Source organism: Brevundimonas sp. ALps5 (assembly GCF_058681645.1).
In genome coordinates, this window is the sequence record NZ_CM178744.1 from 1,049,026 (window position 1) to 1,061,862 (window position 12,837).

Consider the following 12,837-nt stretch of genomic DNA (forward strand, 5'->3'; position numbering starts at 1 on the left):
CGATGTTGCTGAGCCTGCTGCTGGGGATTCTCGCGACCCTGATCGCCTTCCCCGAAACCCCCATCGGGCGGGCGCTGCACCGGGTTCTGGTGGAGTCTCTGGCGCGGCGGCTGAACCGGGTGCAGCCCGGTCATCTGATCTTCGCGGGCGTGCTGATCGCCTTGGCGACGGCCTTGATCCTGCTGTTCGAATGGGAGGGCGTCAGGCTGGTCGGGATGGCGGCGCCCGAGGTCATGAGCTGGCTGGCCATGTTCGACGCCGCCGCCGTTCTGGACCTCGCCGCCGTGGCCGTCGCCATGGCCGCCACGACGCGGGTCCGGGCCGTCAGGGACAGGGTGCTGATGCTCGGCGGTCAGGTCGTAACGGCCATCCGCACGGTTCTGGCCCGGGGACGGCGGAGGTCGCCGAAGCCCCGGCCGACGGCGCCGCGTCCGACGCGGTCCGACGATCCCGACCCGTTCGGCGCCTACGCCTTCGGGTAGCGGCGCTTGAGCATCTCGTAGCAGGCGCGCATGGCCTGGGCCTCGCCGCCTTCCGGATGACCGGGGCGGCCGCGGCTGTTCCAGGCGAAGATGTCCATATGGGCCCAAGCGCCGGTCGCAGGCGCGAACTTCTGCAGGAACAGGGCGGCGGTCACCGATCCGGCCTGGGCCCAGGCGGCGGAATCGTTCCGAACATCGGCGATCTCGCTGTCGATCGAGGCCTTGTAGCCGGCCCAGAGCGGCATCCGCCAAAGCGGGTCGTCGACCGCCGACGAGGCCGCCAGAAGGTCGGCGGCCAGGGCCTCATCATCGGTATAGAGGGGCGGCAGCTCGGGCCCCAGGGCGACGCGGGCAGCGCCGGTCAGGGTGGCGAAATCCAGCGTCAGGTCGGGCGAATGCTCGGAGGCGCGGGTCAGGACGTCGGCAAGGATCAACCGGCCTTCGGCATCCGTATTGCCGATCTCGATGGTCAGGCCCTTGCGGCTGTTGAGGACGTCGCCGGGCCGGAAGGCATCGCCGGAGACCGCGTTCTCCACCGCCGCGACCAGCACCACCAGCCGGACGTTCAGCCCCGCCGCCATGACCAGACGACCGAGCGCCAGGGCGTGGGCCGAGCCGCCCATGTCCTTCTTCATATTGCGCATGCCGGCGGCGGGCTTGAGGTCGAGACCGCCGGTGTCGAACACCACCCCCTTGCCGACCAGGGCGACGAGCGGAAGTTCGGTCCGGTCGAGGTTCCAGCCGATCTCGATCACGCGCGGCTGGCGGTGCGAGGCGGCGGCGCGGCCCACGGCGTGGACGGCGGGGTAGTTGTCCTCCAACAGGGCGGCGCCTTCGGTGACGGTGATCGTCGCGCCCGCAGATTGGGCGATCTCGCGGGCGATGGTCTCGATCTGCAGCGGCCCCATGTCGGCGGCCGGGGTGTCGACCATCTCACGGGCCAGGGCGCAGGCCGAGGCGATGGTCCGGGTCTCGGCGAGATCCACGCCCTCAGGCGCGACCAGATGCACGGCGCCCCGCTCGGGCCGGGCCTTGTAGCGGTCGAACAGATAGGCCCCGAGCGCGAACTGAAGCGCGGCGGCGCCGGTTTCGGTCGCGGGGACGCCGTCCAGCCGGTAGGTCCCGGCGGGCAGCTTCGCCGGGAGCGCCCGCAGCGCCTTGGCCTCGAAGGCGGCGCCGATGCCGAACAGGACCTCCGACAGGGCGCCGTCGGCGCCCGCGACGAGCAGGAGCTGGCCGGGCTTGCCGGTGAAGGCGTTGGCGGCGGCCCAGGCGGCGACCGGCCCCTCCAGCGCCGCATCCTTGCCGACCAGTCGCACCGGGACGGCGGCGTCAGCGGAGGCGATGAGGGCGGCGGTAGAGGCGGACATGAGACGATCTCGCAGGCGTCGGAAGGTGCGGCCTACATTGCGCTTTTCGCCCGCCCGCGCCAGCATCGCGGCGACTTCAATCGGCCGGAGACGATGTCATGACCAGGGTTCGGGTGGACGGCTTCACCATCTCGCTGGACGGCTTCGGGGCCGGGCCGGGCCAGACGCTGGAGGACCCGATGGGCGGGCGCGGCGGCCTGCTGCACGGCTGGCTGCGCGGGACGAAGACCTTCCACGACATGATCGGCGCCGAGGGCGGCTCGACCGGTGCGGACAATGATTTCGCGATCAAGGGTTTCGAGAACGTCGGCGCCTGGATCATGGGGCGCAATATGTTCGGCCCCGTCCGCGGCGACTGGCCCGACGACGAATGGAAGGGCTGGTGGGGTCCCAATCCGCCCTATCATGTGCCGATCTTCGTCCTGACCCACTATCCGCGCGAGTCGCTGGTGATGGAGGGCGACAATGTCTTCCACTTCGTCTCGGGCGACGTGCGCGAGGTGCTGAAACAGGCCGTGGCGGCGGCGGGCGGCAAGGATGTGCGGATCGGCGGCGGGGTCGCGACCGTGCGGGCCTTCCTCGAAGCCGGGCTGATCGACGAGATGCATCTGGCGGTGTCGCCCGTGCTGCTGGGCGCGGGCGAGGCCCTGCTGGCGGGGCTGGACCTGCCGAAGCTCGGCTATGACGTCGCAAACCATATGGCGACCGATGGAGCCATGCATGTGATCGTGCGAAAGGCCTGATCAGGGGCCGATCGCGACCGTTAACCACTGATTGACGCCGAAAGGCGATTCTGGGGGCCGCTCATTCGTAGTGGGATCGCCCCATGTCGCGCCTCGCCCCCGGCTTCACCGTCGCCTCCGCCCTCGTCCTGACCAGCCTGATCGGCGCGCCCGTTCTGGCAGGCGACCGTACGCCCACGGCTCAGCCCGCGCCCGCCGCCACCGCGCCCATGCCCGCCCCGGCCGAGCAGCGCGCCGCGATCGAACGGCAGGACGCCCTGACCCGGTCAGTGTTCTGGAACCGCGAACGCGACATCAATCCGGCCGACCCGGTCGCCGGGGTCAAGCTGGCCGCGTCCTTGCGCGAACTCGGCCAGTACGATCAGGCCGCCGACGCCGCCCAGGCCGTTCTGGCCGTCCAGCCCGACAACTATGAGGCCCTGCTGGAGGTTGGACGCGACCAGATCGCGCGCGGTCAGGGCTTCTACGGGATCGCAGCGCTGGAGAGGGCCAGGGCCATCGCTCCGGCCGACTGGCGGCCCCTGTCCCTGCTGGGCGTGGCCTATAATCAGGTGCGGCGCGGCGAGGACGCCCGGGCGGCCTGGAACCAGGGCCTGCAGCTGTCGGCCGACAATCCCGAAATCCTGACCAACGCCGCCGTGGCCCTGATGACCGACGGCAATCTGCCGGGCGCGGAGAACATGCTGCGCCGCGCGGTGGCCCAGCCGACCGCAACGGCCAAGATGCGGCTGAACCTCGCCCTCGTTCTGGGTCTGCAGGGCAAGACGCCGGAGGCGGAACAGATCATCCGCCGCGACCTGCCGCCGGAACAGGCCGACCGCAATCTGCAATGGCTGCGCGAGAAGTCGGCGCCGCAGGCGACGCCGGCCTCTCTCCCGATGGGGTCGGCGACCGCCCGGACCTGGACGTCACTCCAGGGCCAATAACGGCCGCCCCTCGGTCACTGCCGATCAGCCCCGGCGCGCGTCGGCCAGCTGGACCCGGGCGCGCAGACGCGCATCGGCGGACACCGCCGTCGCCACCTCATTGAAGCGCTCGCGGCTGAGACCCGATTCCTCAACGGCGGCGGCCATGGCGGTCTGCTGCTCGGGCGTCGGCGCAGCGCCGCCGGCGGGAGCGAGCTCGCGCAGCTTGACCATGGCGGAGGCGAACTGGCTGACCTCTTCGTCCGTCACATTGGCCGCGACGCCGCTGCTGGCCGGGGCGTCGAGCACAGCCAGACGGGCGCGCAGGACGGCGTCGGACGAGACCTTGCCGCTGATGGCGTTGAACTGTTCGATGCCCAGACCCGAGGCCTCGACCGCGGCGGCCATCTCGGCCTGTTGCTCGGCGGTCGGCGTGCCGCCCTGAACCGTGGCGCTGACGGTCTTCACCTTCTGCATGGCGGTGTTGAAGGCGGTCAGCTGGGCGTCGGTGACGTCACCGGCGGGTGCAGTAGCGGCGGCGGCGGGCGCCTCCTGGGCGAGGGCGGCGGTCCCGACGGCCGCCAGACCGGCGGCGAGCGAGAGGGCGGAAACGGCGGCGATGAGTTGAAGACGCATGGTCACTCCTGAAGGACGCGCCCGACCGGCTGCGCCACGACAAAAGCCCAAGACTTAAGCCACGACCCTCCGGCCCCCATACGGGCGCGAGACTACTTCGGGCCGGGGGAGACGGCCCTTTCGGAACAGGACATATCGCCAGGGCGGCCAAAGGGTTCCATGGGCGGCGTGGTCACAAATGTTCAACCCCGCGTCAGCCGGTCGTGATTGCCCCCGGACGGCGCGCGTGCTGGATGGGGGCATGCCCTCCCCGACGCTCCCTACCCGCTCCTACGACGCCTTCCTGTTCGACATGGACGGCACCCTGATCACCTCCGTCGCCGCCGCCGAGCGGGCATGGGCCGCCTGGGCCGGGCGGCACGGGCTGGATCTGGAGGTTTTCATGCCGACGATCCACGGCGTCCGCGCCGTCGACACCATTCGCAACCAGAACCTGCCCGGCATCGATCTGGACGCCGAGGTCGACTGGGTCACGCGCCGCGAGATCGAGGACACACGGGGCGTAACGGAAATCCCGGGCGCCATCGCCTTCGTCGCCGGCCTGCCGGCCGACCGATGGGCCGTGGTGACCTCCGCTTCGCCGGAGCTGGCCGAGGTCCGGTTGCGGGCCGCCGGGCTGACGCCCCCGGCCCTGGTCGTCACCGCACACGATGTGGAGCGCGGCAAACCCGATCCCGCCGGCTTCCGTCTGGCCGCCGAACGGCTGGGGTTCGCAATCGAAGACTGCCTGGTGTTCGAGGACGCGGTCGCCGGCATCGCCGCCGCTGAGGCCGCCCCGGCCGACGTCGTGGTCATCACCGCGGCCCATCAGCACCCGCTGGAGACGCCCCATCCGACGCTGGACGGCTATGAGGGGGTGCGGTGCGAGGTCGGGGTCGACGGACGGCTTTCACTGGCCATTTGAACGCCGTGGCCGGAACGCCTATCTTCACCGCATGATCGACGAGCTCTACAGCGCGCGCATCCTGTCGCTGGCGGCCAACCTGCCGCACAGCGGGCGTTTGACCATGCCTGAGGGCACCGGTGAACGGGTCGCCAAGCTGTGTGGATCCAAGGCCATCGTCGATGTGGTTCTCGATACAGAAGGCCGGGTCGCCGACTTCGCCCAGGATGTGAAGGCCTGCGCCCTCGGCCAGGCCGCGGCCGGGGTGGTGGGCGAGAGCGTGATCGGCGCCTCGGTCGCCGAGATCGCCGACGCCCGCGACGCCATGCTGGCCATGCTCAAGTCCGGCGGCGAAGGCCCCGAAGGCCGGTTCGAGGGGCTGCGCGCCCTGAAACTGGTCGCCGATTATCCGGCGCGCCACGCCTCCACCATGGTCGCCATCGAGGCGACGCTGGACGCCGTGCGGCAGGCCTCCGCCCGCGACACGGCCGATACGCGAACTAGCCTCGCCGGCGCCGCCTGAGCGGCTTGCCCCTTCGCCATGCGCAGGGGATAAGCACGGCGAAATGGCCCGCACCGGCACAACCCTCTACGAACGCGGCGTCCGCGCGGCCCATCGCGGCTACAAGCTGACGCTGTCTCCCTTCTTCGGGCAGTCGTGTCGGTTCCTGCCGACCTGTTCCGACTATGGCCGCGACGCGCTGATCCAGCACGGACCGGTCAAAGGGGGATGGCTCACCGTGCGACGCCTCTGTAAATGCCATCCCTTCGGCGGGTCGGGATACGACCCGGTGCCGCCAGTAAAGACAGACTCATGATCGACCTGAAATTCCCCGACGGCGCCGTGCGCCAGTATCCGTCCGACGCCACGGGCCGTGACGTCGCGACCTCCATCTCGCCGTCGCTGGCCAAGAAGGCGGCCCTGATCGAGCTGGACGGCAAGCTTCTGGACCTCGACGCCCCCATCGGCGGCTCGGGCGCGCTGAAGATCATCATGCGCGACAGCCCCGAGGCGCTCGACACCCTGCGCCACGACGCCTCGCACATCATGGCCGAGGCCGTGCAGGAGCTGTTCCCCGGCACCCAGGTCACCATCGGCCCGGCCATCGAGGACGGCTTCTATTACGACTTCGCCCGCGACGAGCCCTTCTCGACGGACGACTTCGCGAAGATCGAAAAGCGGATGGCCGAGATCGTCGACCGCGACGAGAAGATCCGCCGCGAGGTCCTGCCGCGCGACGAGGCCATCGCCCGCTTCGAGGCCATGGGCGAAAAGTACAAGGCCGAGATCATCCGCGATCTGCCCGAGAGCGAGGACATCAGCGTCTATCACCAGGGCGCCTGGCAGGACCTGTGCCGGGGGCCGCACTTCCCCTCGACGAAGTTCGTGGGCAAGGCCTTCAAGCTGACCAAGCTGGCCGGCGCCTACTGGCGCGGCGACCATCGCAACCAGCAGCTCCAGCGCATCTATGCGACGGCCTGGGCGACCCAGGCCGATCTGGACGCCTATCTGCTCCGCATCGAGGAGGCCGAGAAGCGCGACCACCGCAAGCTGGGCCGCGCCATGGAGCTCTTCCACATGCAGGAAGAGGGCCGGGGCATGGTCTTCTGGCACCCCAAGGGCTGGGTCCTGTGGCGCGTGCTCGAGGCCTATATGCGCCGCCGTCTGGACAAGGCCGGCTACGTCGAGGTCAAGACGCCCCAGGTGCTGGACCGCACCTTCTGGGAGAAGTCGGGCCACTGGGAGAAGTACCGCCCGAACATGTTCGTCTGCGAGACGGTCGAGGGCGAGGAACTGAGCCTCAAGCCGATGAACTGCCCGGGCCACGTGCAGATCTTCGACCAGGGCCAGCGCTCCTACCGCGAACTGCCGCTGCGCATGGCCGAGTTCGGCGCCTGTCACCGCTATGAGCCGTCAGGGTCGCTGCACGGCCTGATGCGGGTGCGCGGCTTCACCCAGGACGACGCCCACATCTTCTGCCGCGAGGACCAGATCGTCGAGGAGACGGCCGAGTTCATCAAGCTGGCCCGTTCGGTCCACGCCGACCTCGGCATGGAGACGGCCTATATCAGCCTGGGCACGCGCCCCGAGAACCGCGCCGGCACGGACGAGTTCTGGGACAAGGCCGAAAGCCTGATGGCCGAGGCGGCCCGCGCCGCCGGGACCGAGCCCGTCGTGACCGAGGGCGACGGCGCCTTCTACGCGCCCAAGCTGGACTTCATCGTCAAGGACGCCATCGGCCGCGAATGGACGTGCGGCACGATCCAGCTCGACTATGTCCTGCCCGAACGTCTGGGTGCGGAATATACGGGCGAGGACGGCCAGAAGCACCGGCCGGTGATGCTGCACCGGGCGATCCTCGGATCGTTCGAGCGCTTCATCGGCATCATGATCGAGAACTACGCCGGGGCCTTCCCCCTGTGGCTCGCGCCGGTGCAGGCGGTGGTGGCGACGATCACCTTCGACGCCGACGGCTATGCCGAGGACGTCGCTGCGAAGTTCCGCGCCGCGGGCCTGCGCGTCGAGACCGATCTGCGCAACGAGAAGATCAACTACAAGATCCGCGAACACTCGGTCGGCAAGGTGCCCGCCATCGCCGTCGTCGGCCGCAAGGAGGCCGAGGAAGGCATGGTCGCCATCCGTCGTCTGGGCTCGCAGGCTCAGACCATCGTCTCGGTGGAAGAGGCGATCCGTCTGCTGACGGAAGAAGCGACGCCGCCGGATCTGCGCGCGTAAGATACACGTTTGACTTGCATGGATGATCGGATTTTATTCCGCTCATCCCCGCGAAGGCGGGGACCCAGGTTTTAGCCGAGGTCTCCGCCGTTGGCCTTCTACACCTACATCGTCGCCAGCAAGCGCAACGGCACCCTCTATATCGGCTCGACCGACAATCTGATCGTTCGCGTCTCGCAACACAGGGAAAAGGCGCGGCCGGACAGTTTCACTGCCAAATACGGCGTCGACATCCTCGTCTGGTTCGAGGTCCACGAAACCCGGGCGACAGCCTTCCGACGCGAGCGGCAGCTCAAGAAATGGAACCGGCTGTGGAAGCTCAAGCTCATCGAAGAGACGAACCCTGGGTGGCACGACCTGTTTGAAAGGCTGCAGCCGTAGCCAAAACCTGGGTCCCCGCCTTCGCGGGGATGAGCGGATAAAAGTCAAATATGAATCGCGTGCCCGAGCGCGCGCAGGGTCGCCTCGTGGAAGGCTTCGCCCAGCGTCGGGTGGACGTGGATCACGCCCGCGACGTCTTCCAGCACAGCCCCCATCTCCAGCATCTGGGCGAAGCTGTTGGACAGTTCGGCGACGTGCTGGCCGACGGCCTGGACGCCGAGCAGGCGATGGTCGTCCTTCGAAGCCAGAACCCGGACGAAGCCGCCGTCCTCGCCCGCCTCGATGGCGAGAGCCCGACCGATGGCCGCGAGCGGGAAGACGGCGGTGATCACGTCCTTACGGCCCTCGACATCGTTGGGGCCGAGGCCGGCGGAGACGATCTCCGGCTCGGTGAAGCAGACGGCGGCGATGGTGACGGGGTCGAAGATCTTGTCATGGCCGGCGATGATCTCGGCGACCACCTCACCCTGGGCCGAGCCCTTGTGGGCCAGCATGGGTTCGCCGGTCAGGTCGCCGACGGCCCAGACGTTCTTCATGTTCGTGGCGCAGCGGTTGTCGGTTTTCACGAACGGACCGTCCATGGTCACGCCCATGTTCTCGAGGCCCCAACCCCTGGTGCGGGGTCGGCGGCCGACGGTGACCAGCACCTTGTCGGCGTCCAGTTGCAGGGGTTCGCCGTCCTTCGTCGTGATCGACAGTTTCCCGTCGCCGAAGCCGCCGGCGCGGGCGCCGAGGTGCATCTCGACGCCGTGGCTGGTCAGCCACTTCATGACCGGGTCGGTCAGGGCCTTGTCGTAGAGGGGCAGGATGCGGTCGGCCATTTCGACGATGGCCACCTGGGCGCCCAGCTTGCGATAGGCGATGCCCAGCTCCAGCCCGATATAGCCGCCGCCGACCACGACCAGCTTGTTCGGCACAGCGTCCAGCGACAGGGCCTCGGTCGAGGAGATGACGTCGCCGCCGAAGGGCAGGAAGGGCAGTTCGACCGGCTCCGAGCCCGTGGCCAGGATGACGTGTTCGGCGGTGATGCGGATGTCGCCGTCTTCGGTGGTGACGACGCAGGTCTTGGCGTCAGCGAAACTCGCCCAGCCCTTGATGACCTTGACCTTCGCCTTCTTCAGCAGGGCGGCGACGCCATTGTTCAGCTTACGGACGATCCCGTCCTTCCAGGCGACCGTCTTGGACAGATCGATGGCCGGTTCTGAGGCGGTGATGCCCAGGGTCCCGTCGCCGGCGGCCTTGAGCACCGTCTCATACTTGCCCGCCGCATGGATGATGGCCTTGGACGGAATACAGCCGACGTTCAGGCAGGTGCCGCCGAGACCGTCGCCGCCGTCGACCAGCACGGTGTCCAGCCCCAGTTGGCCGCAACGGATACCGGCCACATAGCCGCCGGTGCCGGCGCCGATGATCAGGACTTTGGTTTTGAGGGTCTGGGTCATGGGATCCGGTCAGTGACGGGCTGCGCGAGATCGCGCCAGGCTATAGAGGCGGCGGCCACGGATGCTGTCCCTGCGCGCGATCTCGACGATCTCGATCCGCCACCAGGAGCGGCGTCTCGCGACCACGATGACCTGCTGTCCCGGCAGAAGACGCCGGACGCCGTCGAGCGAATAGGTCGGTTCTCGGCCACAACTCGTTTCGTAGCGAGGCGAGGTCTGGGCATAGAAGGGCGCGCGGCCACCCCGGATGGTCTGCTCACCCCGGACCGCATAGCGATCCCGCGTCAGGCCTCCGGTGCTCCACAGACTTCCGAAGTAGATCAGGTCCGCGCCGTCCACCATGGCGATCTCGCGCTCACGCTCCAGCTGCGCCTCGACTTGCGGAGGCATGACCACATAGGTGCAGGCCAGCGCTGGAATCGCCGAGGCGGCCAGCAACGTCAGGGCAGAGACGGCAGCCGCGAGCTTCACGCGATCACCCCATCCACAGGGTGGCGGGGTGCTCCAGCAGGCCCTTGATCCGTTGGACGAAGACCGCGGCGTCGTGACCGTCGACGATGCGGTGATCGAAACTGGACGACAGGTTCATCATCTTGCGGACCACCATCTGGCCGTCCTTCACCACAACCCGTTCGGCGATCTTGTTGGGGCCGACGATGGCCACCTCGGGGTGGTTGATGATCGGGGTGTGGACGACGCCGCCCAGGGTCCCCAGCGAGGTGATGGTGATGGTCGAGCCGCTGAGCTCCTCGCGTTTGGCCGAACCGTCCTTGGCCGCGCCGGAAACGCGGGCGATCTCGGCCGCAGTATCGTAGGGGTCGCGGGCCTCGGCATGGCGGACCACCGGCACCATCAGGCCGTTCGGTGTCTGGGCGGCGATGCCCAGATGGACGGCGGCGTGCTGGGTCAAAATCCCGGCCTCGTCATCGTAGGTGGCGTTGATCTGCGGCTGGTCGCGCAGGGCCACGATGATGGCGCGGGCGATGAAGGGCAGGACGTTGAGCTTGGCCTTGCCGGTCTGCTTGGCCTGGGCGTTCAGATGGGCGCGCAGCTCCTCCACCGCCGTCATGTCGATCTCCTCGACATAGGTGATGTGCGGGATGCGGCGCACGCTCTCGGCCATCTTCTCCGCGATCTTGCGGCGCAGGCCGATGATGCGGACCTCGGTCGTGCCTTCCGCCGGGGCGTAGAGCGAGCCGGCGGCGGCGGGCGCCGCCGGGGCCTGCGACCCGCGCGCCAGGAAGGCGTCGAGGTCGGCGTGCTCGATGCGGCCGGCCGGGCCGGAGCCGGGCACGAACTGCAGCTCGATCCCCAGTTCGCGGGCGCGGTTGCGCACGGCGGGCGAGGCGAGCGGACGAACGCCGGGGGTCTGGGCGGTGCGGGCGACGGGTGCGGCCTCGGCGACGGCTGCGGGCTTCGGCGCAGCGGCCTTGGCCGGAGCGGGTTTCGGCGCCTCGGCCTTGGGCGCCGGCTTTTCAGCAGGCTTCGGCGCGGCGACCGGAACCGGAGCGGCGGCGGTCACATTACCCGCCCCCTCGACCGTGAAGGTCACCAGCGGACCACCGACCGGCACCTGACGGCCGGGTTCGCCGAACAGGCCGGCGACGACGCCCATGACCGGCGAGGTCAGTTCGACGGTGGCCTTGTCGGTCATGACCTCGGCCAGCAGCTGGTCTTCCTCGACCGCGTCGCCGACCTTGACGTGCCAGGCGACCAGCTCGGCCTCGGCCGTGCCCTCGCCCACGTCGGGCAGTTTGAAGACATAGTTGCCGGCGCCAGCCGCAATCGGTTCGGGCGCCGGGGCCTCGACCGGCTCGGCGACCGCTTCGGGCTCGGCGGCAACCGGCGCGGCGGGCTGGGCTTCGGACTCCGGGGCGTCGGAGGCATTGCCAGCCCCCTCGACCTCGAACTCGACCAGGGGCGAGCCGATGGCGGACATGACGCCGGGCTGGCCGTGGGTGGCGGTGACGACGCCGGAGACCGGCGAGGTCAGTTCGACAGTGGCCTTGTCGGTCATGACGTCGGCGAGGATCTGGTCCTCCTCGACGCGGTCGCCCACCTTGACGTGCCAGGCGACCAGTTCGGCCTCAGCGGTGCCTTCGCCCACGTCGGGCAGTTTGAAGACATAACGGCCCATCAGCGTGCGCCTCCGGTCATGACGGCTTTCAGGGCGGTGGCGACCCGTTCCGGCCCGGGGAAATACTCCCACTCGAAGGCGTGCGGATAGGGGGTGTCCCAGCCGCAGACGCGGCCGATGGGGGCCTCGAGATGATAGAAGCAGCGCTCCTGGACCAGGGCGGACAGCTCCGCTCCGTACCCGGACGTTTTCGGCGCCTCATGCACGATGACACAGCGGCCTGTCTTCTTCACCGAGGCCTCGATGGTGGCGATGTCGAGCGGCACGAGGGTGCGCAGGTCAATCACCTCGGCGTCGACGCCCGCGTGTTCGGCGGCGGCCAGCGAGACCCAGACCATGGTGCCCCAGGCGAGGATGGTCACGTCGGCGCCTTCGCGCACGACCTTGGCCTCGCCGATCGGCACGACGTATTTCTCGGTCGGGACCTGGGCTTCGGGCTGCGCCTTCCAGGGCGAGACCGGCTTCTGGTGCCAGCCATCGAAGGGGCCGTTGTAGAGGCGTTTGGGCTCGAAGAAGATGACCGGATCGTCGTCCTCGATGGCCGCGGTCAGCAGGCCCTTGGCGTCGTAGGGGTTGGACGGCACGACGACCTTCAGCCCGGCGATGTGGGTGAACAGGCTTTCCGGCGACTGGCTGTGGGTCTGGCCGCCGAAGATGCCGCCGCCGTAGGGGGTGCGGACCACGATCGGGCTGGAGAACTGGCCGCCCGAGCGATAGCGCATCTTGGCGGCTTCCGAGACGATCTGGTCGTAGGCCGGATAGATGTAGTCGGCGAACTGAACCTCGACGACCGGGCGGATGCCATAGGCGGCCATGCCGATGGCGGCGCCGACGATGCCGCTTTCATTGATCGGGGCGTCGAAGCTGCGGGTCAGGCCGTGCTTCTGCTGCAGCTGGTCGGTGACGCGGAAGACGCCGCCGAAGAAACCCGTGTCCTCGCCGAACGACAGGACATTGGGGTCCTCGGTCATCTTGACCGCCAGGGCCGAGTTCAGGGCCTGGATCATGTTCATCGGGACCACGCCGGACCCTTGGGAAACGGAGGCGGGAGCTTCGGTCGCGTCAGCCATGTCGGGATCGATGCCGTCGTGCTGGTCGGCGGGGGAATAGGTCTCGCTCAT

General features: G+C 68.9%; 14 protein-coding genes. 8 read left to right on the forward strand and 6 right to left on the reverse strand.

The annotated features are described in order from the left end of the window. Nucleotides 1-2: 2 nt before the first annotated feature. Nucleotides 3-482, forward strand: a complete 480-nt coding sequence (locus ACW172_RS04985) for a hypothetical protein (protein WP_492034086.1) — start codon at nucleotides 3-5, stop codon at nucleotides 480-482. On the opposite strand, the gene ACW172_RS04990 is transcribed toward ACW172_RS04985, so the two are convergent. Then, on the reverse strand, nucleotides 467-1,852 hold the full coding sequence (locus tag ACW172_RS04990; RefSeq protein ID WP_492034087.1) for a leucyl aminopeptidase family protein: 1,386 nt from the start codon (nucleotides 1,850-1,852) through the stop codon (nucleotides 467-469). The two genes, ACW172_RS04985 and ACW172_RS04990, sit on opposite strands and share 16 nt — an antisense overlap. Nucleotides 1,853-1,950: 98 nt before the next feature. Here ACW172_RS04990 and ACW172_RS04995 point away from each other — a divergent pair, with 98 nt between their 5' ends. Together ACW172_RS04995 and ACW172_RS05000 are read left to right on the forward strand one after the other, a co-directional pair. Next, nucleotides 1,951-2,595, forward strand: coding sequence for a dihydrofolate reductase family protein (locus ACW172_RS04995; protein ID WP_492034088.1), 645 nt, complete (start codon nucleotides 1,951-1,953; stop codon nucleotides 2,593-2,595). Between the two features lie 83 nt (nucleotides 2,596-2,678). Then, the gene (locus tag ACW172_RS05000; RefSeq protein ID WP_492034089.1) at nucleotides 2,679-3,521 is read left to right on the forward strand and encodes a tetratricopeptide repeat protein; all 843 of its coding nucleotides are present in this window, start codon (nucleotides 2,679-2,681) and stop codon (nucleotides 3,519-3,521) included. Between the two features lie 24 nt (nucleotides 3,522-3,545). Here ACW172_RS05000 and ACW172_RS05005 read toward each other — a convergent pair whose 3' ends face one another. Beyond that, a complete protein-coding gene (locus tag ACW172_RS05005) occupies nucleotides 3,546-4,136 on the reverse strand; it encodes a DUF4168 domain-containing protein (protein WP_492034090.1) in 591 nt (196 codons plus the stop codon). Nucleotides 4,137-4,377: 241 nt separating this feature from the next. Here ACW172_RS05005 and ACW172_RS05010 point away from each other — a divergent pair, with 241 nt between their 5' ends. The 5 genes from ACW172_RS05010 (at nucleotide 4,378) to ACW172_RS05030 (ending at nucleotide 8,137) form a co-directional block, all read left to right on the forward strand. Further along, nucleotides 4,378-5,040 (forward strand): HAD-IA family hydrolase, encoded by a 663-nt coding sequence (locus ACW172_RS05010; RefSeq protein ID WP_492034091.1) that lies wholly within the window; start codon nucleotides 4,378-4,380, stop codon nucleotides 5,038-5,040. A 31-nt stretch (nucleotides 5,041-5,071) separates the two neighbouring features. Then, nucleotides 5,072-5,542 (forward strand): iron-sulfur cluster assembly scaffold protein, encoded by a 471-nt coding sequence (locus ACW172_RS05015; protein ID WP_492034092.1) that lies wholly within the window; start codon nucleotides 5,072-5,074, stop codon nucleotides 5,540-5,542. A gap of 43 nt (nucleotides 5,543-5,585) precedes the next feature. Continuing rightward, nucleotides 5,586-5,837, forward strand: a complete 252-nt coding sequence (gene yidD, locus ACW172_RS05020; protein WP_492034093.1) for a membrane protein insertion efficiency factor YidD — start codon at nucleotides 5,586-5,588, stop codon at nucleotides 5,835-5,837. Further along, nucleotides 5,834-7,756, forward strand: coding sequence for a threonine--tRNA ligase (gene thrS / locus ACW172_RS05025; protein ID WP_492034094.1), 1,923 nt, complete (start codon nucleotides 5,834-5,836; stop codon nucleotides 7,754-7,756). Before yidD ends, thrS begins: the two co-directional genes overlap by 4 nt. A 90-nt stretch (nucleotides 7,757-7,846) precedes the next feature. Continuing rightward, nucleotides 7,847-8,137 (forward strand): GIY-YIG nuclease family protein, encoded by a 291-nt coding sequence (locus ACW172_RS05030; RefSeq protein ID WP_492034095.1) that lies wholly within the window; start codon nucleotides 7,847-7,849, stop codon nucleotides 8,135-8,137. Between the two features lie 44 nt (nucleotides 8,138-8,181). Here ACW172_RS05030 and lpdA read toward each other — a convergent pair whose 3' ends face one another. Genes lpdA through ACW172_RS05050 form a run of 4 tightly spaced genes read right to left on the reverse strand, consistent with a single transcriptional unit; the run spans nucleotide 8,182 to nucleotide 12,837 of the window. Further along, nucleotides 8,182-9,579, reverse strand: a complete 1,398-nt coding sequence (lpdA, locus tag ACW172_RS05035; RefSeq protein WP_492034096.1) for a dihydrolipoyl dehydrogenase — start codon at nucleotides 9,577-9,579, stop codon at nucleotides 8,182-8,184. A gap of 9 nt (nucleotides 9,580-9,588) precedes the next feature. Further along, the gene (locus tag ACW172_RS05040) at nucleotides 9,589-10,050 is read right to left on the reverse strand and encodes a hypothetical protein (RefSeq protein ID WP_492034097.1); all 462 of its coding nucleotides are present in this window, start codon (nucleotides 10,048-10,050) and stop codon (nucleotides 9,589-9,591) included. A gap of 4 nt (nucleotides 10,051-10,054) precedes the next feature. Next, nucleotides 10,055-11,716 carry a dihydrolipoyl dehydrogenase family protein gene (locus tag ACW172_RS05045; protein ID WP_492034098.1) on the reverse strand — a complete coding sequence of 554 codons (1,662 nt, stop codon included), beginning with the start codon at nucleotides 11,714-11,716 and terminating at the stop codon, nucleotides 10,055-10,057. Next, nucleotides 11,716-12,837 carry an alpha-ketoacid dehydrogenase subunit beta gene (locus ACW172_RS05050; RefSeq protein ID WP_492034099.1) on the reverse strand — a complete coding sequence of 374 codons (1,122 nt, stop codon included), beginning with the start codon at nucleotides 12,835-12,837 and terminating at the stop codon, nucleotides 11,716-11,718. Before ACW172_RS05050 ends, ACW172_RS05045 begins: the two co-directional genes overlap by 1 nt.